Origin of the sequence: Afipia carboxidovorans OM5 (assembly GCF_000218565.1) — a bacterium.
Taxonomy (GTDB): domain Bacteria; phylum Pseudomonadota; class Alphaproteobacteria; order Rhizobiales; family Xanthobacteraceae; genus Afipia; species Afipia carboxidovorans.
In genome coordinates, this window is record NC_015684.1 from 1,463,497 (window position 1) to 1,485,448 (window position 21,952).

Consider the following 21,952-nt stretch of genomic DNA (forward strand, 5'->3'; position numbering starts at 1 on the left):
AAACCCGCGTTGATTCACGCGTTCCAGCCTTGTGCCGGACGACAGTCACGCTATAGCACGCAGGGGCGAAAGGGAGAATGCAATGCGGGTGATCGGGTTTGCGGGGTGGAGCGGCGCAGGGAAAACCACGTTGCTGTCGCGCCTCGTGCCGTATCTGATCGAGGGTGGCGCGCGCGTATCGGTCGTCAAGCACGCGCATCACGCTTTCGATATCGACAAACCCGGCAAGGATTCGTGGATTCACCGGCAGGCGGGTGCGACGGATGTGCTGATTTCCTCGAGCGGCCGCTGGGCGCTCTTGCATGAGTTGCGCGGCGAGCCCGAACCGCCGCTGGTTGCGCTGTTGTCGAAGATGTCACCCGTCGACTACATTCTGATCGAGGGATTCAAGGCCGAGCGCCATCCCAAGATCGAGATCCATCGCACGGCGAACAATAAGCCGCTGATGTTTCCGAACGACCCGAATATCGTTGCGATTGCCAGCGACATCAGGCCGGAAACGACACTGCCGGTTTTCGATCTCAACGACATCCCGGCGATTGCCGAGGTCGTGAAAGCCAAGGCCGAAGATCTCGGAGAATTTTCGGCGAAGTACAAGGTGGATTGATCGATGGCGCAGTTGTCGGACGATTGTTTTGCATTCGGCGGCCCGATGATGAGCGTCGATGAGGCGCTCGAGATCATCACGTCGCGAATTCAGCCGGTCGAAGATGTCGAACAGGTCCCGCTGTCCGCCGCGGATGGGCGTACGACGGCTGCCGAGGTGTATGCGCCGATCAATATTCCCTCGTTCAACAATTCCGCTGTCGATGGCTATGCCGTGCGGGGCGAGGATCTGCCGACGGATAGCGCGCGGGTGTTTGTTGTGCAGGAGCGCGTCATTGCAGGCTCTAGCGCGCATGCCGAGATCAAGCCCGGCCATACCATTCGCATCTTTACCGGCGCGCCGATGCCGCCGGGCGCCGACACGGTCTTCATGCAGGAAGACGTCAGCGTCGCGGAGGACGGGACGGTTGTCCTGCCGCCGGGACTGACGCGCGGTGCCAATGTGCGCATCGCAGGCGAGGACATTCCGATCGGCTCGGTGGCATTGCCCAAAGGGCGGCGCATGCGCCCGCAGGACGTCGCGCTTGCAGCGGCGCTCGGCCTCACCGAATTGCCGGTTCGTCGCCGTCCGCGTGTTGCGATTTTCTCGACTGGCAACGAAGTCGTGTCGCCGGGCGAGAAGAGGGGGCCTTCGCAACTATTCGATTCCAACCGGACCATGCTGAGCGCGATGCTGCGCCGTCTCGGATGCGAACCGGTCGATCTCGGCATCATTCCGGACAATGAGGCGGCCGTATCGACCTCGCTGAAACAGGCCGCACAGGAGTGCGATCTGATCCTCACCACCGGCGGCGTTTCGACGGGCGAGGAGGATCACGTCAAGGCCGGGATCGAGAGCATCGGCACTCTTGTGTTGTGGCGCATGGCGATCAAGCCGGGCCGCCCCGTTACGATGGGTGTGATCGACGGCACGCCGTTTATCGGGCTGCCGGGCAATCCGGTGGCGGGGTTTGTGACCTTCACCTATATCGGTCGTCCTGCGATCCTCGCGCTCTCCGGAGTGGTGTCGCGCAAACCGGTCCCCCTGCAGGTTCGCGCCAAATTCGATTACCACAAGAAAGCGGGCCGGCGCGAATACGTCCGGGTGACGCTCGTGCAGGATGAGGACGGGCTCTTCGGTGCAACCAAATTTCCGCGCGACGGGGCGGGCATCTTGTCGTCGCTTGTGCAGACCGATGGTCTCGTGGAGCTTCGCGAGAACGTCACCACCGTGAAGTCGGGCGATATGCTGAGCTTCCTTCCCTATTCGAGCCTTCTGTAATCGCGATGCCCTCGCACAAACTCGATCTCAGCGGACTGAAATGTCCATTGCCGGTGCTGCGCACGCGCAAGGCGCTGAAGGGGTTGGCGCCGGGTGCCCGGCTGGAAGTGATCTGCACCGACCCGCTTGCAGCGATCGACGTACCGCATCTTATTGGTGAGACTGGCGATCATATCGAGATCCTGAAGCAGGATGCCGAGAGCATTCATTTCCTGATCGAGAAGCGCTAAGTCGATTCGACCGGCAGACGCCCCTTAGAAAACAATCTTCTCCTAGAGAAATTCCAATGTTCATCCCGCCACCATAACAGGGGTATTGGGATACATAATATCGTCATAAGACGCATTTATACGATATGTTTTACCGTCATAAGTTGACAGATTTGACAATGAGAAAACCCTTATAAATATCGCACTTTTGAAAAGTAGGTCGTTTCACGACATAATATGAAGAAAATTTCCATTCGCAGTAGCAGCACGATAAAACAAATTGCGTGCATCCATACTTTTGGATGATCGACACAAATCAAATCCTCTGTCCCAATCGGTATGCCGTTCGCATTCAAAAATGTTGGGGCGGAACGGAATAACACAAGCAATGCGGGTTTAGTCGTCGGCGGAGTGAATGCGCTTCGTCTTCGTGAAGTGAGCGTGAAGGGACGGTGCGGGAGAGACCAGCTCTCTGCGCGCTGCAATCCCTGCGATCCCACGCGTCATTTCACCTGGCCCCACGGACCGCCGGAAACAGGCGGCTGCGGACAAGGCCAGGGACGGCAAACCGCGCGGCAGGCAACGACCTATCGGGAGGAGACATAATGGCAGCGATAATTCATACCCCGGAAACCTACGCCAAGGCGTGGATTCCGTTTCTCGACCGGGAGCGCACGATTGCAAAACCGGGCTACAGCCGCTGGATGATTCCGCCGGCGGCGCTGTGCGTGCATCTGTGCATCGGGCAAGCTTATGCGTTCAGCGTGTTCAACCTGCCGATGACCAAGCTGCTCGGCGTCACCGAATCCGCGCCGGGTGACTGGAAGCTCACCGAACTCGGCTGGATCTTTTCCATCGCCATGCTGTTTCTCGGCATCTCGTCGGCCGTGTTCGGACGCTGGGTCGAAGAAGGCGGCCCGCGCAAGGCGATGTTTACGGCGGCGATCTGCTGGGCCAGCGGCTTTCTGATTTCCGCGCTCGGCGTGCACCTGCATACGCTTTGGCTGATCTATCTCGGCTATGGGGTGATCGGCGGATGCGCGCTCGGCATCGGCTACATCTCGCCGGTCTCGACCCTGATGAAATGGTTTCCGGACCGTCCCGGCATGGCGACGGGCATGGCGATCATGGGCTTCGGCGGCGGTGCGCTGATCGCCTCGCCCTTGTCGGTCTGGCTGATGAGCAAATTCCACACGACGACGGATGTCGGCGTGTTCAACACCTTCATCGTGCTGGGCTGCGTCTATTTCTGCTTCATGATGTTCGGTGCGTTCATCGTGCGCGTGCCGGCCGAGAACTGGAAGCCGAAGGGATTTGTGCCCGCAGCCGCAACCGGCAAGAAGCTCGTCACCAGGAACCATGTGTTCGTGTATGACGCGATCAAGACACCGCAGTTCTGGCTGGTGTGGACGGTGCTGTTCCTCAACACCACGGCCGGCATCGGCGTGCTGGGCCAGGCGTCGGCGATGAGCCAGGAGATGTTCCCCGGTCACATCACCCCGATCGCGGCCGCCGGCCTCGTCGGACTGATGAGCCTGTTCAACATGGGCGGGCGGTTCTCATGGGCGACGCTGTCAGACTTCATCGGCCGCAAGAACACCTATTTCGTGTTCATGTGCCTGGGCTTTGCGCTGTACGTCACCGTTCCTTACGCAGGCAGCAGCGGCAATGTCGTCCTGTTCGTGTTCTGCTTCCTGATCATCGTCTCGATGTATGGCGGCGGCTTCTCGACCGTTCCGGCCTATCTGCGCGACCTGTTCGGAACGCGTTATGTCGGCGCCATCCACGGCATCCTCCTCACCGCCTGGTCGGCAGCGGGCGTCGCGGGACCGGTGCTCATCAACTACATCCGTGAGTACAACGTCACGCACGGCGTGCCGAAGGCGGAGGCCTACAACACCACCATGTACATCATGGCGGGGCTCTTCATCGTCGGCTTCATCTGCAATGCCTGCGTGAAGGCGGTGAACGCCAAGTACCACATGGCCGGTGGTCATCATCAACCGGACAGCGCTGCCGATGAGGAATTGGCGGCGACTCCCAGCAGTGCCAACGCCTAAGGAGGTTGAAGATGGAAAACGTCGAACACAGCGCCACCACGCCGGCTTACATGATTGCTCTCGCCTGGAGCATCGCGGGCATTCCGCTTCTTGCCGGCGTCACGCAGACGTTGATCAATGCGATGAAGCTTTTCCAATAAGCTCCATAATGTCCTAGGGTCGCTCCCAGGCGGCCGCTCTGGCCAGGGTCACAAAAGTGACCCTGGCCTTTTTGTCCGCGTCGACAAGGGATAGCCATGACGACACGACGCCACTTCATCATAACGGCAACGGCTCTTCTCACGGGAGGTGCTTTGAACCCCGTGAGGGGATTTGCACAGCCGCAGGATTTCGAAGCGAAGATTCGCCTGATCGAAGGCAAGGTGAAAGGCCGTCTCGGCGTCACCGCGCTCGATACCGGATCGCAACGCCGTTTCGAGTATCGGGCCGACGAGCGCTTTGCGATGTGCAGCACCTTCAAGTTGCTCGCGGCGGCGGCGATCCTCAAGCGCGTCGATGAAGGACAGGAGCAACTTGCGCGACGCGTGCGTTATACTGCGAGCGATCTCGTGACCTATTCGCCCGTGACTGAAAAGCACATCGCTGATGGCATGACCCTCGCGGAATTATGCGAGGCTGCGATCACGCTGAGCGACAACACGGCAGGCAATCTGATGCTTGCTGCGATCGGCGGGCCTGCCGGGTTGACGGCCTACGCCCGCACGCTTGGCGATTCGCTGACGCGGCTCGACCGCATCGAGACGGCGTTGAACGAGGCGGCGCCCGGCGATGCGCGCGACACCACGGTGCCGGCTGCGATGGCGGCCGATATCCGGAAGTTATTGTTTGGCGACGCGCTGGCTTCCGCTTCAAAAGATCAATTGAAGACATGGCTGCTGGCGAACAAAACCGGCGATATGCGTTTGCGTGCGCGGCTTCCGGCCGGCTGGCGCGTGGGCGACAAGACCGGCAGCGGCGAGCGCGGCACCACCAATGATGTCGGCTTCCTGTTGCGGCCTGCCGCTTCGCCGATCATTGTCGCGGCCTACCTCACGGAGACGGCGGCGCCGATGAGCGCGCGTAATGAAGCGCTGGCCGCGGTGGGGGAGGCGGTAGCGGCGGCGTTCGCCGTCTGATTGCTGAGTTATCTTGCACAAGCCATGAAAAGGGCCGCGACGTTATCGCGGCCCCTGTGAGAGCACTGCGCTCAAATCTTGTGCTATGCGTTCGGATCGGTCGCGTTCGGATAAAACAACTGGTTGCCGTTGATCTTGTAATCGGCGATCGCCTTCTGGCCTTCAGGCGAGATCAGCCAGTCGATGAACTGCTGGCCGAGATCGGCCTTCACGCTCGGATGTTTCTCGGGATTGACCAGCATCACGCCGTACTGGTTGAACAGCCGCTTGTCGCCCTCGACGACGATGGCAAGATCGCCCTTGTTCTTGAACGACAGCCATGTGCCGCGGTCGGAAATGACATAGGCGTTTGAGGCCGAGGCGGTGTTTAACGCCGCGCCCATGCCCTGGCCGATGTCCTTGTACCAGGGGCCCTTGTCCTTGGCGATGTCGATGTCGGCAGCCTTCCAGAGCTTCAGCTCGGCCATGTGCGTGCCGGAGCGGTCGCCGCGCGAGATGAAGGGCAGGCCCTTGTCCTTGATCGCCTTCAGTGCGGCGACGATGTCCTTGGTGCCTTTCACGCCGGCCGGATCGTTCTTCGGTCCGATCAGAACGAAGTCGTTGTACATCACCGGGTAGCGTTTCTTGGCGAAGCCTTCCGAGAGGAATTTCTCCTCTGCGGCCTTGGCGTGAACGAACACCACGTCGGCATCGCCGCGACGGCCGGTGTCGAGCGCCTGGCCCGTGCCTTGTGCGATGACCCTCACATCGATGCCGGTCTTCTTCTTGAATGCGGGGAGGATATGGCCGAACAGGCCGGAATCCTGCGTCGATGTCGTGGACGCGACGACGATCGATTTTTCCTGGGCGAGTGTGGGTGTTGCGGTGAGCGCCAGACCGAGAGCGGCGAGCGCCGCGAGTGAATGAAACAGTTTCATGATGGGTCTCCTTGTGTCGCGCTTCTCAGGTCAGAAGTTCGCCGCGTGTAAAGCGGCGGCCATCTTCGGTTGCAGGGCTTGTGAAGAAGGTGGCACTCGGCGCGTTCTCGATCACGCGGCCGCGATTCATGAAGACGATATCGCCCGCGAGTCGCCTTGCTTCATGAAGATCGTGCGTCGACATCACGATCTTGATGTTGCGCGCGGCGGCAGATTGCAAAATCTCTTCGATGGATTGCGTCGAGATCGGATCGAGTGCGGCAGTCGGCTCGTCGAGGAACAGAATCTCGGGATCTCGCGCGAGTGCCCGCGCAAGCGCGAGCCGCTGCTGTTCACCACCCGACAGCTTGCGCGCGGGGCGCGCGCCCAGATTCGGAAGTCCAACCATGTCCAGCAGCCTTTTCGTTTCCTCCGTCCATCGACGGCGGGGCACGCCAGCGCTCTTCAGCACATAATGGATATTGGCTGCCGCGCTTCGGCGCAACATCACGGGCCGCTGAAACACGAATGCGCGCCGGATCGGCGGCGAATTCTCGCGCCCGCCCCAGGTGACGCGGCCTATGGTGGGTTGCAGAAGCCCCATTGCCACGCGCAACAGCGTGGTCTTGCCCGAGCCGTTGGGGCCGATGATGATGGTCGGCGCGCCCGTTGTCAGATGCAGCGACACACCGTCGAGGATGATGGTCTCGCCCGCACGGTAACTGACGTCATGCAACGCAAGCGGCAGATCGGACGGAGGGCGGCCTGCCATCAGGCACCTGACAGGCGCGCGCTGATGCGCTGCGTGCACCAGGCGAGGGCGTTGATGGTGATGATGATCGAGATCAGCACCAGCCCGAGCGCGATGGCGCTTGGGAGGTCGCCCTTCGAGGTTTCCAGCGTGATGGTCGTGGTCATGGTGCGGGTGAAGCCGTCGATATTGCCGCCGACGATGATAACCGCGCCAACCTCTGCGGCTGCGCGCCCGAACCCGGCAAGGAGCGCGGTGATCAGGCTGAACCGTGCATCCCATAATAATGTGGCAACACGTCTCGGCGCCGAGACGTTGAGTGCCGTCAGTTCGTCACGATATTCCACCCAGTAGTCCTCGATGGTCTGCCGGGCGAGGGCGGTGATGATGGGCACGATCAGAATGGTCTGGGCGATGATCATTGCCTGCGGTGTAAACAGGATGCCGAGCGAGCCGAGCGGGCCCGAGCGCGATAGCGCCAGATAGACGACAAGGCCGACGACCACGGGCGGGAGGCCCATGAACGCGTTGACGATGACGATGACCAATGAGCGGCCGCGGAAATCGCTTAAAGCGATCAGCGCACCCAACGGAAACCCGATGAGCGCGGCAATGCCCACCGCCGACAGGCTGACGAACAGCGAGAGCTCAATGATCTGGAGCAACGCCGCGTCGGATGAAATAATGAGGCTGATGGCGGATTCGAAGTTGGTCATCGGATGTCATCTGCAGGAGGTGCGATAGATGGCCGTAAATCAGGAAGAGGGACAGCGAATGGTCTCCGACATAACATCGTTGCGCCCCAAGGGCCGTCAGCCGCGCGGGGTCGTGACCCTATATCATAATCCGGATTGCAGCACGTCGCGCCGGGCGCTCGCGTTGATCGAGGCAAGCGGCGAAGTCCCGGTCGTCATCGAATATCTGAAGACGCCTCCGAGCAGCAGCCGGCTGAAATCTCTCGCACGGGAGATGGGAATTCCGGTGCGCGGGCTTCTGCGCAAAAAGGAAACGGTCTACGCCGAGCACGATCTCGACGATCCGAAGTGGAGCGACGACGATCTTCTCGGCTTTGTCGTGCAATATCCTCGGCTGTTGGAGCGGCCGATCGTGGAAACGCCGAACGGCGCGCGCATTTGCCGGCCGGCGGAACTGGTGCTCGATCTCTTAACCTATATGAACCCGTGAACCTATCTGCGGGCTGAGGCCGCGGCATTCTGCATCGCAGGGAATGGAAAAGAAGCCTGTTTCTCCCTTGCACGCTGGAAGCGGGAGGAGGTATGGTTTTCCTGTTTTAGAAGGATTCCAAGATGGCTCATGTGGAGCAGCAAAAAGTCCATCCTTTTGAACACCCTGGCGAGGGTAAGCGTCGGACGAAACCGACGCCAAAAGGGCGGCAGATCGACCCCCGGGCAAGTGGGGAAATCGAGGAACTGCTCGCGGGCAAATCGCATCGTCGCGACATGCTGATCGAGCACCTGCACCTCATCCAGGACAAGTGGGGGCAGATTTCCGCGGCTCACCTTGCGGCCTTGGCGGACGAGATGAAACTCTCGTTTCCTGAGGTCTTCGAGGTCGCGACCTTCTACGCGCATTTCGACGTGGTGAAGGAAGGCGAGCCGGATATTCCGCCGTTGACGATCCGGGTTTGCGACTCTCTCACCTGCGCGATGCTGGGCGCCGACACGCTCATGAAGGAGTTGCAGAACAAGGCCGGGCCGGAAGTGCGCGTTGTTCGCGCGCCGTGCGTCGGGCGCTGCGATCATGCGCCGGTGGCCGAGGTCGGACACAATTTCATCGATGAAGCGACACCGGCAAAAGTTCTTGCGGCCGCCGATGAAGGCGACACGCACGCGCATGTGCCGGACTATATCGAGTATGACTCGTATGTCGCTCAGGGCGGCTACGCGTTGCTGAACAGCCTTCGCTCTGGTCAGACCTCGAAGGAAGATATTCTCAAGGCTCTCGATGGTGCTTCGCTGCGTGGCCTTGGTGGCGCAGGATTCCCGACCGGTCGCAAGTGGCGCGCGGTGATGGGCGAGCCCGGGCCGCGGCTGATGGCCGTCAACGGCGACGAGGGTGAGCCCGGCACGTTCAAGGATCGTTTCTATCTCGAAACCGACCCGCATCGTTTCCTCGAAGGCATGCTGATCGGCGCGCACATCGTCGATGCCGGCGAGGTCTACATCTATCTGCGTGACGAATATCCGGCGTCGCGCGAAATTCTTGCGCGGGAAATTGCCAAGCTGCCGCCCGGTGGTCCCACGCTGCATCTGCGGCGGGGCGCGGGTGCCTACATCTGCGGCGAGGAATCGTCGCTGCTGGAAAGCATCGAAGGCAAGCGGGGCCTCCCGCGTCACAAGCCGCCGTATCCGTTCCAGGTCGGTCTGTTCGGCCTGCCGACTCTGATCAATAACGTCGAAACGCTTTGGTGGGTGCGCGACATCGTCCAGAAGGGCGGCGATTGGTGGCAGTCTCATGGCCGCAATGAGCGGCATGGCCTGCGCAGCTATTCCGTCTCGGGCCGCGTGAAGAATCCGGGCGTGAAGCTTGCGCCAGCCGGCGTGACCATCAAGGAATTGATCGAAGAATTCTGCGATGGCATGGCCGACGGCCATCAGTTCCGTGCGTATCTGCCGGGTGGTGCATCGGGTGGCATTCTGCCAGCGTCGATGAACGACATTCCGCTCGATTTCGGAACGCTTGAGAAATATGGCTGCTTCATCGGCTCTGCAGCGGTCGTGGTGCTGTCCGACAAGGACGACATCAAGGGTGCTGCACTCAATCTGATGAAGTTCTTCGAGGATGAGAGCTGCGGGCAGTGCACGCCGTGCCGCATCGGAACTCAGAAGGCCGCTGCATTGATGGAGTCACACGTCTGGAACCGTGACCTGCTCATGGAATTGAGCCAGACGATGCGCGACGCCTCGATTTGCGGCCTCGGTCAGGCAGCCTCGAATCCGCTGACATCGGTCATTAGATATTTCCCAGACGAGTTTGCGCCTCGGGAGGCAGCAGAATGAACAAGATTCAGTTCGAGCTTGATGGCCGTCAGGTCGAAGCCGCTCCGGGCGAGACGATCTGGCAGGTCGCCAAGCGAGAAGGCGTCGAGATCCCGCACCTGTGCTATTCGCCGGAGCCGGATTATCGCGCCGACGGCAATTGCCGTGCCTGTATGGTCGAGATCGAAGGTGAGCGCGTGCTGGCGGCGTCCTGCATGCGCATGCCGGCTGTCGGCATGAAGGTGAAGTCCGCGAGCGAGCGCGCCGCATCGGCCCGCAAAATGGTGATCGAGCTTCTCGTTGCCGATCAGCCCGAGCGCACGACGTCGCACGATCCGGATTCGAAGTTTTGGCAGTGGGCCGATCGCGTTGAAGTCGCGGAGAGCCGCTTTCCGAAGGCGGAGCGCTGGACCGGCGACTACAGCCACCCGGCGATGAGCGTCAATCTCGATGCCTGCATCCAGTGCGGCCTGTGCGTGCGTGCCTGCCGCGAAGTGCAGGTGAACGACGTTATCGGCATGGCGTATCGCAACCACGGCGCGAAGGTCGTGTTCGACTTCGATGATCCGATGGGCGAGTCCACCTGCGTTGCTTGCGGTGAATGCGTGCAGGCGTGCCCGACCGGTGCGTTGATGCCGGCCTCGCTGCTCGACGAACAGCACTTCACCCGCACGGTCTATGCCGACCGCAAGGTCGACTCGCTGTGTCCGTTCTGCGGCGTCGGCTGTCAGGTCACCTATCACGTCAAGGACGAGAAGATCGTCTACGCCGAGGGCCGCGATGGCCCGGCGAACCATAACCGCCTGTGCGTCAAGGGCCGTTTTGGTTACGACTACATCCACCATCCGCATCGCCTCACCAAACCGCTGATCCGGTTGCCGAACGCGAAGAAGAGCGCGATGGATCAGGTCGATCCGGCCAATCCCTTCACGCACTTCCGTGAAGCGACGTGGGAGGAGGCGCTCGACGTCGCCGCCAAGGGACTTGTGAAGATTCGCGACGAGAAGGGTCCGAAAGCGCTCGCGGGTTTCGGCTCCGCCAAGGGCTCGAACGAAGAGGCGTATCTGTTCCAGAAACTGGTGCGTACGGGCTTTGGCTCCAACAACGTCGACCACTGCACGCGGCTTTGCCACGCATCGTCCGTCGCAGCGTTGATGGAGGGTGTGAACTCGGGCGCGGTGTCGGCACCGTTCTCGGCAGCACTCGATGCTGAAGTCATTATCATCATCGGTGCGAACCCGACTGCGAACCATCCCGTCGCTGCGACCTTCTTCAAGAACGCGGTGAAGAAGAATGGCGCCAAGCTCATCGTCATGGACCCGCGCAAGCAGCCGCTGTCGCGGCTTGCCTATAAGCACCTGCAGTTCAAGCCGGGCGCCGACGTGGCGATGCTGAACGGCATGCTGCACACGATCATCACCGAAGACCTGACCGACAAGCAGTACATCGCCGGCTACACCGAGGGCTTCGAGGAACTCAAGGAGAAGATCAAGGAGTTCCCGCCGGAGAAGATGGAGAAGATCTGCGGCGTTCCGGCCGAGACCCTCAAGGAGGTTGCGCGGCTTTATGCCAAGGCGAAATCGTCCATCATCTTCTGGGGCATGGGCATTAGCCAGCACGTTCACGGCACCGACAACTCGCGATGCCTGATCGCGCTTGCGCTGGTGACCGGCCAGATCGGCCGACCGGGCACGGGCCTTCACCCGTTACGCGGCCAGAACAACGTGCAGGGCGCCTCCGACGCCGGCCTGATCCCGATGCTGCTGCCGGACTACCAGCCGGTCGGCCGCACCGATCTGCGCACGCCGTTCGAGGAAGTCTGGCGCAAGGAAATCGATCCGGTACCAGGACTGACCGTGGTCGAGATCATGGATGCGATCCATGCAGGCACGATCAATGGTATGTATATCGAGGGCGAAAACCCGGCGATGTCGGACCCCGACCTGCAGCATGCGCGCGAGGCGCTCGCCAAGCTCGATCACCTCGTGGTGCAGGATCTGTTCGTGACCGAAACGGCATTCCATGCCGACGTGATCCTGCCGGCCTCCGCGTTTGCCGAGAAGGTCGGCACTTTCACCAATACCGACCGCCGCGTGCAGATGTCGCGTCAGGTGCTGAACCCGCCGGGCGATGCACGTCAGGACATCTGGATCATTCAGCAGATTGCCAACCGCATGGGTTGCGGCTGGACCTATGAAAGCGTCAGTGATGTTTACACCGAGATGGCGAGCCTGATGCCGTCGCTGGATAACATCTCCTGGGAGCGTGTTGACCGCGAAGGCGCGGTCACCTATCCGGCGGACGATCCGCAGAAGCCCGGCAACGAGATCATCTTCACCACCGGCTTCCCGACCGCGAGCGGCCGCGCGAAGATCGTGCCTGCGCACGTCACGCCGCCGGATGAAGTTCCGGACGAGAATTATCCGATGGTGCTTTCCACCGGGCGCATTCTCGAGCACTGGCACACGGGTTCGATGACCCGCCGTGCCGGGGTGCTGGATAGCATCGAGCCGGAAGCAACTGCGCTGATGTCGCCGCGGGACATGCGTCGCCTCAATATTGGGCCGGGCGATTTCATCCGGCTGGAGACTCGCCGCGGTGCTATCGAGGTGAAGGCGCGTTCCGACCGCGACGTGCCGGAGAACATGGTGTTCATGCCGTTCTGTTACGCGGAAGCGGCGGCGAACCTGCTCACCAACCCCGCGCTCGACCCGTTCGGAAAGATTCCCGAATTCAAGTTCTGCGCGGCGCGCGTTGAAAAGGCGGAGCTTCGCAGCGCGGCTGAATAAGCCTCGCGCAAGCAATGGAACTTTAAAGCTGCGGCAGCGTTGTTCTGCCGCAGCTTTTTATTTTTCCATAACGATCGAGGTTAGCCATGGACGACGTGATCGACAGGGTCATGACGACATTTGCCATGATGCGTAATGTGGACAATGCCGATCTTGAGGCTTCACGCATTAAGCTTGCGAGCTATATCGACGGACTCGCCTCCGAGGGTCAGCACGACCAGCAGCGCCTTGCGGTGAAGGGCCTTGCCTATATGCGGGAGTTGCATGAGGGCTCGCCCGAGCATCACCATCGTTGAGGACACCCGCGAGACACTGAAAGCGCTCCCCCGAGTTTGAAATGCTGAGCGCTCCACTGGGAAGTAAAAAAGCGACCCGCATGCCGGAGCGGCGGCCTCTGTGTGCGGGCGCATTGTCATTCTCAGCGACGGTCAAAGCGCCGCACCCGAACAGCCAATCTGCGTCTCCATTCCCGGTTGCCTCAGCGCCTGTGCCAAGCCCGCAATTGCGGGGTTGGAGAGGGGGCGCCGAATCGCCGAAAAGCCGGTCGTGGGCCGGGTGCCGGCCTTCGAGGACTCGCCAGATGGCATCAGGGTGCCATATTTGGGTGGTGGTTACCCCGCACGGCGGGGAATGGGAGTTGAGTGGTGCGGCCCTGGGCCACCTACATTGCGATGGCGGCTTTGGCCGGAGCAGCGGCGGCAGTCGCCGTCATTGCTCTGACCGATGGCCCGTTATGGCCGGGCGAGGTGAGGGAGACCCCGCAGCCGGTGTCGGAGCTGAAGACCGATTCCGAGCCGCTTCCGCTGCGCTCCAACGCGGACTCCAAGGGCGATCGGTTGCCCCAACTTGCCGATGTGAGCCCCAGCATGACGTTGGAGACGGCACGGCATTTCATGTCGGCCCCGGTCGTGGCGCCTGCTCAGCCGCCAGTCCGCGCGACGAATGCGCTTCTCGATGACAAGCAGATCGCTGCGCTCAAAGCGCGGCTGAGGCTCACCACTGCACAGGAGAAGTACTGGCCGCCGGTCGAAAGCGCGCTACGCGAACTGATCTCGGCGATGCATGTCAGCCGCCGCCAGCCCTCGTCGTTCGATGCCGATCATGAGGCGGTGAAGCGCCTGATGGCGGCAGCAGGGCCGTTCCTCGCCCAACTGCGCGCCGACCAGAAAGGCCAGATCCAGTCGCTGATGCGGATGGCAGGGCTCGGCACCGAACTGCCGGGCGCGAATTGATCGCGCACCGCTAGCCGGGCTTCCGTTCGCCCGCGACGCCCGCAAGCTTGAGCACGGTGTGAAGCAGCACGTTCGCGCCGGCGGCGCAATCGGTTTCCTTCGCATCTTCGAGTTCGTTGTGGCTGATGCCGTCTTTGCACGGCACGAAGATCATCGCCGTCGGTACCGCCATGCTGAGGTTGCAGGCATCGTGGATCGCACCCGAGGTGATGCGCCGGCTGGCATAACCAAGTTTGCTGCTCGCCTGTGCGACGGCCTCGACATAGTCCGCGTTGAAGATGGTCGGCTCCTTGCGCCAGATCGGAATGAGTTCGATCCCGACACCGCGGCGTGCGGCAATCTCGGCCACCGCCGCCTTGAATGCTTTATCCATCTTGTCCAGTGCCTCTGTAAGGAGACTCCGGGCATCGATGGTGAAAGTGATATCGCCCGGCACGACATTGCGGGACGCATTCTCGATTTTTATCTCGCCGATGGTCGCAACCGCTTTATGTGTGATGGCTGCCTGTTCGACCGCGAGCGCCAGTTCGGAGAGGGCAAGCAGTGCGTCATGCCGTAGCGCCATCGGGGTGGCGCCGGCGTGGCTCGCGAAACCGGTGATCGTGCCGTCGTACCAGACGATGCCCTGACCGCCCTCGACAACGCCGATGGTTTTGTTCTCGGCTTCGAGAATGGGGCCTTGCTCGATATGCAACTCGACAAAGCCTCCGAGCTTTCGCGCGCCCATCGCCTCATTGCCACGGTAGCCAATGCTCTCGAGTGCCGCAGCGACGCTCACGCCATCGACATCACGACGGCCGAGTATGTTTTCGGCGGTGTATTCGCCGACATAGGCGGCTGAACCCATCGTCGCGGGTGCGAACCGGGAGCCTTCCTCGTTGGTCCAGTTGATAATGCAGAGCGGCGCTTCAGTGACGATCCCGGCATCGTTCAGCGTACGGATCACCTCAAGTGCCGCGAGCGTGCCGAGGACACCGTCATACTTGCCGCCTGTCGGCTGGGTGTCGAGATGCGAACCGAACCCGATGGGCGGACGATTGTTGTCGCGGCCCGGCCGCAGCGCATACATGTCACCAAGCTCGTCGACGTGCACCTCACAACCCGCAGCAAGACAGGCTTCGCGAAACCAGTCGCGAACCTTTTTGTCTTCCTCGCTCAGGGTGAGACGTTTGACGCCGCCCTTGGGAGTGGCGCCAAACTTCGCAGTGTCGTGAATGTCACGCCATAGCCGCCCGGAATCGATCTGCAGATTGCTTGATGCCATCGAAATACTCCGGCTGGCTGTTACCAGCCGCGCGCCACCCGCCACACCGCTTCGACGGTATCGCCGCGATAGGCGACGAGCCAGTCGTGCAGGTTGACGGTGGGGTCACAGTGGCCGGGAATGAGCTTCAGCCGGTCGCCGGGGCGCACCTGCGCGTCAGCCGAAAGCTCCAGCGTGCCGTGCTCATCCGTTGCTTTGACATAGGTGACGCCCGGCGCCTCGTAGGTCACTGGCAGGCCGCTTTCGGCGGTGAGCGATTTCAAACCGGCGTCGCACACGGCGCGGCCGGGTGCAGCGGAGCTGATGACGCTTGTGAGCACGAACAGCGCGTTGCGGAACGGGTAGGCGGTGTCGTTGCGGCCGTAATCGGCATCCATGAACACATATGAGCCGCATTGCAGCTCGGTGTATACGCCGCCGGTCATTTCATTTTCGTAGGTGCCGGTGCCGGCGCCCGCGATAACCTCGCAGGGCAGGCCGGCCTCGCGCAAGGCATCGGCTGTCTGGCGCGCGAACGCAGCCGCTTTGGCGATGGCCGCTGCACGCTCTTCTGGTTTGCGAAGGTGCTGCGCGGTGCCGTGATAAGCCTGCAAGCCGGTGAAGCGCAGTCCCTTGTGCTTGGCGACTTCACGGGCGAGCGCGACCGCACTCTCCGTGGAAGGAACACCGCAGCGGCCCATGCCGACGTCGATCTCCACCAGAATATCCAGGGTGACGCCGGCCTCGTCCGCCGCCTTGGCGAGAACAGCAACCTGATCGGCATGGTCGACACAGACGGCGACCTTCGCCGTGCGTGCGGCTTCCGCGAGGCGGCGCGCTTTATCCGCACCGATGATTTCGTTGGACAGCAGGATGTTGGTGATGCCGCCCGTCGCCAGGGTTTCGACCTCGGCGACGTTCTGGCAGCAGATCCGGCTCGCGCCGGCCGCCATCTGCAGCCGCGCGATCTCGAGGCACTTATGGGCCTTCGCGTGCGGTGTCGCTCGCACCGACGGAAACGCCGACACGCGCGTCGCGAGCGCCTTGATGTTCGCCTGCATCGCGTCGAGATCGACGATCAGCGCAGGTGTCTCTACCTGCGCGAGAGGCATGCCCGGCTCGGCGGGGCGTCGAGCTGTCATTATCTGTCCCTTACTTGCCAGTGAAGACCGGCTTGCGCTTTTCCATGAAGGCCGTGCGGCCCTCTTCGTAATCGCGGCTTGTGAAGCAATTTGCAACCATGGCCTCGCATTTGGCCATGTCGCGCTCTGCCGCGTCCTTGGCGATTTCGCCGACGATAAACTTGATCGAATCGATCGTCAGCGGCGCATTCCCGGCAATGGTAGCCGCGTAATCCCGGACATAGGTTTCAAGCTGGTCGTTGGGTACGACGCGGTTGGCGAAACCCATCGCGCGCGCCTCCTCGGCATCGAACTGGCGCGCGGTGTAGAAAATCTCCTTGGTGAAGGAGGGGCCGACGATATCCAGAAGCCGCTTCACCCCGGCATAGCCGTAGCCAACGCTGAGCTTGGCCGCGGGCACGGCGAAACGTGCATTCTCCGTGCAGATGCGGATGTCGCAGCAACTCGCAAGCCCCATGCCGCCGCCGATGCAATAGCCGCGGATCATGGCGATGGTCGGCTTCGGACAATCATAGACCGCGGCGTAGCCGGCCTCGACTGCCTCGTTATAGACATCAGCGCCGTTGTCGGCGGAGCGCTCCTCGGCGAATTTGGAGATATCCGCACCTGCGATGAACGCCTTCTCGCCCGCGCCGGTGATGATGACGACGCGAATGGCGGGATCCGCGGAGAAGTCTTTCATGATGTCGGCGCAGGCGCGCCACATATCGAGCGACACTGCATTGTGGCGCGCCGGGTTGTTGAACGTCAGTGTGGCGATCGCGCCGTCCTTGCGGGCGATCATCTTGTCCGTCTCTGCCATGGGGCGCCTTTCCGGTTCAGACGACTTTATCTTGTTTCAGCGTGGCAATCTCCGCGTCGCTGAAACCGAACTCGTGCAGCAACTCATCGGTATGCTCGCCAACCTCGGGCGGCGGGGCGACGAACTTGCTCGGCGTGCGTGACAGGGTGAAGGGCTGTTTCACGAGCCGCACGTCGCGCTCGCCGGTGCCGGGGACCTTTTGCACCAGGTCGAGATGCTTGACCTGGGGATCGTCGAACACCTTGTCGATGGTGTGGATCGGCCCGCAAGGCACACCGGCCTTGTTGAGAATCTCGACCCATTCGGCGCTGGTGCGCGTGCGTGTCACGGCTTCGATGATGGCGTTCAGCGCATCGCGATTCTTCGAGCGCATCTTTGGCGACGCATAGTCGGGATCGGACACCAGCTCCGGCTTGCCGATCGCGTTGGCAAGCCGCTCCCAGATGACGAGGCCGGTGGCTGCGATATTGACGTAACCGTCAGAGGTCTGGAATACGCCGGTCGGGATGATGGTCGGGTGATTGTTGCCCGCCTGCGGCGGCACTTCCTTCTGCAAGAGCCAGCGTGCAGTCTGGAAGTCCAGCATGAAGATCTGGGATTGCAGCAGCGACGTCTGCACCCACTGGCCTTCGCCGGAAACCTCACGTTCCAGCAGCGCGGTGAGAATGCCCATCGCACAGAACAGGCCTGCGGTGAGATCGGCAATCGGAATGCCGACACGCATCGGCCCGCGCCCTGGCTCGCCGGTGATCGACATCAGGCCACCCAAGCCTTGCGCGATCTGATCGAAACCCGGCCGCTTTGCATAGGGGCCATCCTGACCGAAGCCGGAGATGCTCGCATAGACGATGCGTGGATTGATCTTGCGCAGCGTCTCGTAATCGATGCCGAGGCGGGCCTTTACGTCGGGGCGGAAATTCTCCACTACGACGTCGGCCTTCTCGACCATGCGATAAAAAGTTTGCTTTCCAGCCTCGCTCTTGAGGTCGATCGTCATCGCCCGCTTGTTGCGATGCAGGTTCTGGAAGTCGCCGCCATGCCGCGCGCCGCCGAGCTGCTCGTCATCGGGAACATCGGTCGGCGCCTCAAGCTTCACGACATTCGCACCCCAATCCGCAAGCTGCCGCACGGCGGTGGGGCCGGCGCGGACGCGGGTGAGATCGAGCACGGTGAAACGGGAGAGGGCGCTGGAAGCTTGAGGCGCAGACATGGTTGTTCCCAACTCTTTTATTGAAAGCGAAGCGACGACACCGCGAGAACAGGCAGCTTCCGGCTAGCCTGCGTCTGCCTTCAGGCCTGCCGCCTCGATGCCTGCGATGCAGCAGGCTTCGTCGTTGTCCGACGTATCGCCGCTGATGCCGACCGCGCCGATGGTCTCGCCGCTTGCAGTCTTGATGAGAACGCCGCCGGGTACCGGGATCAGGGCGCCGCGTGCCATGGTATTCACGGCATCGATGAAGAACGGCTGCTCGCCGGCGCGCTTGAACAGTGCACGCGAGCCGAGCCCCATTGCCAGCGCGCCATAGGCCTTGCCGTGCGCCACCTCGTGCCGCATCAGGCTCGCGCCATCCTGCGTCACCGCCGCCCGGATACAGCCGCGCGCATCAAGCACCACGACAGCCATCGGCTTCAGCTTCATCGCGGCGATCTTTGCCAGGGCGGCGTCGAGAATTGCGCGGGCGGTATCGAGCGTAAGAGCGGTCATGGCTGGCTTCCTTGCTGGGACGTGAATGCAGTCGTTTTCAGCACGTTGGTTTTAGCCGATCAAGCGCGCTCCTGATCAGCATGGCTGGCAGAATGGCCATCGAGGCTCATGGCGAGCACGCGTGCGACATGCAGTGCGCCGCGGCCCGAGCCGTCCTTGATTTGATGGCGGCAGGAGGTACCGTCGGCAACGATGATGGCCTCATTCGGTGCCTTGCGCACCGCGGGGAGCAGGTTCAGCTCTGCCATGGCGATGGATTCGTTATAGGTCTCGGCGCCATAGCCGAACGCACCGGCCATGCCGCAGCAGCTCGATTCGATCACCTGAACATCGAGATCGGGGATCAGCCGCAGAATCTTTTCGACCGGCTTGAAGGCATCGAACGACTTCTGGTGGCAGTGGCCGTGCACCATCGCCTTGGGCGCAATCGGCTTCAGCGGCAGTTGCAGCCGTCCGCTCGCCGCTTCTCGCACCAGGAATTCTTCAAACAGGAGCGCCTGTTGCGAGACGGCCTTTGCCGCTGGATCGTTGCGCAGCGAGAGCAGCTCATCGCGCAGCGTCAGTAGACAGCTCGGCTCCAGCCCGACAATCGGCACACCACGCTCGGCAAACGGGGCGAAGGTTGCGACGAGACGGGAGAGTTCATCACGTGCTTTATCGACGAGCCCCGCCGAGAGGAAAGTGCGGCCGCAACACAACGCGCGCTTGCCTTCCACAGGCTTCGGCAGATGGACGCGATAGCCGCCCGCGACCAGCACGTTCAGCGCATCGTCGAGATTTTCCCGTTCGTAGCAGCGGTTGAAAGTATCAGCGAACAGCACGACCTGGGGGCCGTTTTCCGGGCCGAATGCGGTGGCGTCGGGCGCGAAGGTGTCGCGTCGCCATTCTGGCAGGTCACGCTTGGCGCTGAAGCCCGCGGTCTTTTCCAGCGCCCAGCGCAGCAGCTTGCTTTTATTGCGCAGGTTGACGAGCGGCGCGAACGTGGAAGCCAAACTTGCATAGTGGGGTAGGTAACCCACGAGCCGGCTGTGCAGTGTAAGGCCGTGGGTTTTCACCCGCGCAGCCAATACCTCGATCTTCATCTTCGCCATGTCGACGCCGGTCGGGCATTCGCGGCGGCAGCCTTTGCAGGAGACGCAAAGCTTCAGCGTCTCCATCATCTCGTCGGATGATAGTGCGTTGGGACCGAGTTGGCCGGAGATCGCAAGGCGGAGTGTGTTGGCGCGGCCGCGCGTCACGTCCTTCTCGTTGCGGGTGGCACGATAGGACGGACACATCACACCGCCCTCGAGCTTGCGGCAGGCGCCATTGTTGTTGCACATCTCGACCGCGCCCTGGAAACCGCCAGCGGCACCGGGCCAGGCCGACCAGTCGAGCTCGGTCTTGAAATCCTCGACCTTGTAGCCGGGCTTGAAGCGGAACAGCGAGCGGTCATCCATCTTCGGTGGATGCACGATCTTGCCGGGGTTAAGCGTGCCCTGCGGATCGAAACGATCCTTCACCTCCTCGAAGTCGCGCACGATGCGCGGACCGAACATGTCCTGATGGAATTCGGAGCGCAGAAGCCCGTCGCCGTGCTCGCCGGAATGCGAGCCCTTGAACTCGCGCACCATGGCGAAGGCTTCCTCGGCGATGGCGCGCATCGCCTTGACGTCCTTGTCGAGCCGCAGATTCAGCACCGGACGCACATGCAGGCAGCCTTCGGAGGCGTGCGCATACATCGTCGGCCGCGTGCCGTGCTTGACGAAGATCTTGTTGAGGCGGTCGGTATATTCGGCGAGGTGCGGCAGCGGCACCGCGCAATCTTCGACGAATGACACCGGCTTTCCGGCGGTCTTCATCGACATCATGATGTTGAGGCCGGACTTGCGGAAATCGGTGATCGCCGCCTGGATCGCCGGCTCGACGACGTCGACCACGCCGCCCCATTTGCGCTGGGGATTATTCCAACCGAAGCCAAGATCGCCCATCAGTTCGTTAAGCTGGCGAAGCTTGGCGAGATTGACGCCCTCGCTCTCCTCGGCGAACTCGACGACCAGCAGTGCATCCGGCTCGCCGCGCACCACCGCCTCGATGGTCGGCTTGAACATTGCGATGTCGCGGCCGAGCGCGATCATCGTGGAATCGATCAACTCGACCGCGATCGGTTTCAACTTCACCAGATGCTGCGCGGAATCCATTGCTTCATAGAAGCTGCCGAAATGGCAGATGCCGAACACCTTGGTGCCGAGCAGCGGCCAGAGCTTCAGTTCGACCTCAGTCGTGAAGGCGAGGGTGCCCTCAGAGCCGACCAGAATATGCGCCATGTTGTTGACGGCGCCTTTCGGCGTCAGCGCATCGAGGTTGTAGCCGCCGACGCGGCGCTGCACTTTGGGGAAATGCTCGTCGATTTCGTTCGCTTCGCGCGCACCGAGCGCCAGCAGATCGCGAAACAGATCGCGACCCGGCTCGTTGACGTTCGGCCAAGCCGCATCGCGCGCGAGCGGACCGAAATGGAGTTCGGTGCCGTCGGCAAGCGCGGCATTCATCGACAGCGTATTGTCCCGCATGGTGCCGTAGCGCAGAGAGCGCCCGCCGCAGGAATTGTTGCCGGCCATGCCGCCGATCGTGGCGCGCGAGGCGGTCGAGACATCCACCGGAAACCACAGGCCGTGCTTCTTCAGTTGCCGGTTGAGGTCATCGAGAACGATGCCCGGTTGAACCACGCAGGTGCGCTTCCCGGCATCGAACGAAACGATCTTGTTGAGGTATTTCGAGGCGTCGACGACGAGGCCGTTATTGATGGTCTGGCCGCATTGTGAGGTGCCGCCGCCGCGCGGGGTGACGACCAAGCCCTCGTCGCGGGCGATCGCCATGGCGGCGAGCGCCTCGGCCTTGGTGCGGGGCGTGACCACGCCGGCCGGCATGATCTGATAAAACGAGGCATCGGTGGCGTAGCGGCCGCGAGAGAAGGCATCGAACATCACCTCCCCGGTGATTTCAGTGCGAAGCCGTCGCTCCAGATTCGATGTCGCTCCACCTGCCATTGGCAACCTCTACACAATCTGCCGCTTAATCGGCTGCGGTTCATTAAACGGGCATCAGGGGCGGGAGGTTTGGCCAGACGCGCCTTTGATGCCCTGTCATTTGCTCTGCCTGCCGG

Annotated in this window: 20 protein-coding genes; 11 read left to right on the top strand and 9 right to left on the bottom strand. The window is 61.9% G+C overall.

Translation table 11 applies throughout. From position 1 onward, the window contains the following. Window positions 1-82: 82 nt before the first annotated feature. The 6 genes from mobB to bla all read left to right on the top strand — a co-directional run bounded on the left by mobB (window position 83) and on the right by bla (window position 5,251). The gene (mobB, locus tag OCA5_RS06840) at window positions 83-607 is read left to right on the top strand and encodes a molybdopterin-guanine dinucleotide biosynthesis protein B (RefSeq protein ID WP_012563851.1); all 525 of its coding nucleotides are present in this window, start codon (window positions 83-85) and stop codon (window positions 605-607) included. A 3-nt stretch (window positions 608-610) separates the two neighbouring features. Continuing rightward, complete coding sequence (locus OCA5_RS06845; RefSeq protein WP_012563850.1) at window positions 611-1,867, top strand: molybdopterin molybdotransferase MoeA; 1,257 nt, start codon at window positions 611-613, stop codon at window positions 1,865-1,867. Between the two features lie 5 nt (window positions 1,868-1,872). Continuing rightward, the gene (locus OCA5_RS06850; protein ID WP_012563849.1) at window positions 1,873-2,097 is read left to right on the top strand and encodes a sulfurtransferase TusA family protein; all 225 of its coding nucleotides are present in this window, start codon (window positions 1,873-1,875) and stop codon (window positions 2,095-2,097) included. Between the two features lie 584 nt (window positions 2,098-2,681). Beyond that, window positions 2,682-4,136: an L-lactate MFS transporter gene (locus tag OCA5_RS06855; protein WP_012563848.1), complete on the top strand. Its 1,455-nt coding sequence runs from the start codon at window positions 2,682-2,684 to the stop codon at window positions 4,134-4,136. Window positions 4,137-4,147: 11 nt separating this feature from the next. Continuing rightward, a complete protein-coding gene (locus OCA5_RS19580; protein ID WP_012563847.1) occupies window positions 4,148-4,276 on the top strand; it encodes an MFS transporter small subunit in 129 nt (42 codons plus the stop codon). 96 nt (window positions 4,277-4,372) lie between these two features. Continuing rightward, window positions 4,373-5,251, top strand: coding sequence for a class A beta-lactamase (bla, locus tag OCA5_RS06860; RefSeq protein WP_012563846.1), 879 nt, complete (start codon window positions 4,373-4,375; stop codon window positions 5,249-5,251). An 83-nt stretch (window positions 5,252-5,334) separates the two neighbouring features. On the opposite strand, the gene OCA5_RS06865 is transcribed toward bla, so the two are convergent. From OCA5_RS06865 to OCA5_RS06875, 3 genes are read right to left on the bottom strand one after another with little or no spacing between them, the layout of a single operon-like run. Then, a complete protein-coding gene (locus OCA5_RS06865; RefSeq protein WP_012563845.1) occupies window positions 5,335-6,168 on the bottom strand; it encodes an ABC transporter substrate-binding protein in 834 nt (277 codons plus the stop codon). Between the two features lie 25 nt (window positions 6,169-6,193). Then, window positions 6,194-6,919 carry an ATP-binding cassette domain-containing protein gene (locus OCA5_RS06870; RefSeq protein ID WP_012563844.1) on the bottom strand — a complete coding sequence of 242 codons (726 nt, stop codon included), beginning with the start codon at window positions 6,917-6,919 and terminating at the stop codon, window positions 6,194-6,196. After that, entirely contained in the window at window positions 6,919-7,614 is a 696-nt protein-coding gene (locus OCA5_RS06875; RefSeq protein ID WP_012563843.1) for an ABC transporter permease, read from the bottom strand. The genes OCA5_RS06870 and OCA5_RS06875 overlap by 1 nt, the downstream gene beginning before the upstream one ends. 58 nt (window positions 7,615-7,672) lie before the next feature. Between OCA5_RS06875 and arsC the strand changes: the two genes are divergently transcribed. The 5 genes from arsC to OCA5_RS06900 all read left to right on the top strand — a co-directional run bounded on the left by arsC (window position 7,673) and on the right by OCA5_RS06900 (window position 13,918). Beyond that, window positions 7,673-8,083 carry an arsenate reductase (glutaredoxin) gene (gene arsC / locus OCA5_RS06880; RefSeq protein ID WP_012563842.1) on the top strand — a complete coding sequence of 137 codons (411 nt, stop codon included), beginning with the start codon at window positions 7,673-7,675 and terminating at the stop codon, window positions 8,081-8,083. A gap of 122 nt (window positions 8,084-8,205) precedes the next feature. Beyond that, window positions 8,206-9,918, top strand: coding sequence for an NADH-ubiquinone oxidoreductase-F iron-sulfur binding region domain-containing protein (locus OCA5_RS06885; protein WP_012563840.1), 1,713 nt, complete (start codon window positions 8,206-8,208; stop codon window positions 9,916-9,918). After that, window positions 9,915-12,686 (top strand): formate dehydrogenase subunit alpha, encoded by a 2,772-nt coding sequence (gene fdhF, locus OCA5_RS06890; RefSeq protein ID WP_012563839.1) that lies wholly within the window; start codon window positions 9,915-9,917, stop codon window positions 12,684-12,686. The genes OCA5_RS06885 and fdhF overlap by 4 nt, the downstream gene beginning before the upstream one ends. 86 nt (window positions 12,687-12,772) lie before the next feature. Continuing rightward, window positions 12,773-12,982: a hypothetical protein gene (locus tag OCA5_RS06895; protein WP_012563838.1), complete on the top strand. Its 210-nt coding sequence runs from the start codon at window positions 12,773-12,775 to the stop codon at window positions 12,980-12,982. A gap of 348 nt (window positions 12,983-13,330) precedes the next feature. Further along, the gene (locus OCA5_RS06900) at window positions 13,331-13,918 is read left to right on the top strand and encodes a hypothetical protein (protein WP_012563837.1); all 588 of its coding nucleotides are present in this window, start codon (window positions 13,331-13,333) and stop codon (window positions 13,916-13,918) included. Window positions 13,919-13,928: 10 nt separating this feature from the next. Here the strand turns inward: OCA5_RS06900 and OCA5_RS06905 are convergent, their stop codons facing one another. The 6 genes from OCA5_RS06905 to OCA5_RS06930 form a co-directional block, all read right to left on the bottom strand. Further along, the gene (locus OCA5_RS06905) at window positions 13,929-15,188 is read right to left on the bottom strand and encodes a Zn-dependent hydrolase (RefSeq protein ID WP_041559659.1); all 1,260 of its coding nucleotides are present in this window, start codon (window positions 15,186-15,188) and stop codon (window positions 13,929-13,931) included. Between the two features lie 14 nt (window positions 15,189-15,202). Further along, entirely contained in the window at window positions 15,203-16,303 is a 1,101-nt protein-coding gene (locus OCA5_RS06910) for a DSD1 family PLP-dependent enzyme (RefSeq protein WP_012563835.1), read from the bottom strand. 10 nt (window positions 16,304-16,313) lie between these two features. Further along, on the bottom strand, window positions 16,314-17,105 hold the full coding sequence (locus tag OCA5_RS06915) for an enoyl-CoA hydratase (RefSeq protein ID WP_012563834.1): 792 nt from the start codon (window positions 17,103-17,105) through the stop codon (window positions 16,314-16,316). Window positions 17,106-17,121: 16 nt separating this feature from the next. Next, window positions 17,122-18,315 carry a CaiB/BaiF CoA transferase family protein gene (locus OCA5_RS06920; protein WP_012563833.1) on the bottom strand — a complete coding sequence of 398 codons (1,194 nt, stop codon included), beginning with the start codon at window positions 18,313-18,315 and terminating at the stop codon, window positions 17,122-17,124. A 63-nt stretch (window positions 18,316-18,378) separates the two neighbouring features. Beyond that, a complete protein-coding gene (locus tag OCA5_RS06925; RefSeq protein WP_012563832.1) occupies window positions 18,379-18,810 on the bottom strand; it encodes a GlcG/HbpS family heme-binding protein in 432 nt (143 codons plus the stop codon). Between the two features lie 59 nt (window positions 18,811-18,869). Then, entirely contained in the window at window positions 18,870-21,836 is a 2,967-nt protein-coding gene (locus OCA5_RS06930) for an FAD-binding and (Fe-S)-binding domain-containing protein (RefSeq protein WP_012563831.1), read from the bottom strand. Window positions 21,837-21,952: the final 116 nt, after the last annotated feature.

Coding starts and splice junctions, on each gene's coding strand:
- mobB (WP_012563851.1), top strand. CDS start 83: ATGCGGGTGATCGGGTTTGCGGGGTGGAGCGGCGCAGGGAAAACCACG.
- OCA5_RS06845 (WP_012563850.1), top strand. CDS start 611: ATGGCGCAGTTGTCGGACGATTGTTTTGCATTCGGCGGCCCGATGATG.
- OCA5_RS06850 (WP_012563849.1), top strand. CDS start 1,873: ATGCCCTCGCACAAACTCGATCTCAGCGGACTGAAATGTCCATTGCCG.
- OCA5_RS06855 (WP_012563848.1), top strand. CDS start 2,682: ATGGCAGCGATAATTCATACCCCGGAAACCTACGCCAAGGCGTGGATT.
- OCA5_RS19580 (WP_012563847.1), top strand. CDS start 4,148: ATGGAAAACGTCGAACACAGCGCCACCACGCCGGCTTACATGATTGCT.
- bla (WP_012563846.1), top strand. CDS start 4,373: ATGACGACACGACGCCACTTCATCATAACGGCAACGGCTCTTCTCACG.
- OCA5_RS06865 (WP_012563845.1), bottom strand. CDS start 6,168: ATGAAACTGTTTCATTCACTCGCGGCGCTCGCCGCTCTCGGTCTGGCG.
- OCA5_RS06870 (WP_012563844.1), bottom strand. CDS start 6,919: ATGGCAGGCCGCCCTCCGTCCGATCTGCCGCTTGCGTTGCATGACGTC.
- OCA5_RS06875 (WP_012563843.1), bottom strand. CDS start 7,614: ATGACCAACTTCGAATCCGCCATCAGCCTCATTATTTCATCCGACGCG.
- arsC (WP_012563842.1), top strand. CDS start 7,673: ATGGTCTCCGACATAACATCGTTGCGCCCCAAGGGCCGTCAGCCGCGC.
- OCA5_RS06885 (WP_012563840.1), top strand. CDS start 8,206: ATGGCTCATGTGGAGCAGCAAAAAGTCCATCCTTTTGAACACCCTGGC.
- fdhF (WP_012563839.1), top strand. CDS start 9,915: ATGAACAAGATTCAGTTCGAGCTTGATGGCCGTCAGGTCGAAGCCGCT.
- OCA5_RS06895 (WP_012563838.1), top strand. CDS start 12,773: ATGGACGACGTGATCGACAGGGTCATGACGACATTTGCCATGATGCGT.
- OCA5_RS06910 (WP_012563835.1), bottom strand. CDS start 16,303: ATGACAGCTCGACGCCCCGCCGAGCCGGGCATGCCTCTCGCGCAGGTA.
- OCA5_RS06915 (WP_012563834.1), bottom strand. CDS start 17,105: ATGGCAGAGACGGACAAGATGATCGCCCGCAAGGACGGCGCGATCGCC.
- OCA5_RS06920 (WP_012563833.1), bottom strand. CDS start 18,315: ATGTCTGCGCCTCAAGCTTCCAGCGCCCTCTCCCGTTTCACCGTGCTC.
- OCA5_RS06925 (WP_012563832.1), bottom strand. CDS start 18,810: ATGACCGCTCTTACGCTCGATACCGCCCGCGCAATTCTCGACGCCGCC.
- OCA5_RS06930 (WP_012563831.1), bottom strand. CDS start 21,836: ATGGCAGGTGGAGCGACATCGAATCTGGAGCGACGGCTTCGCACTGAA.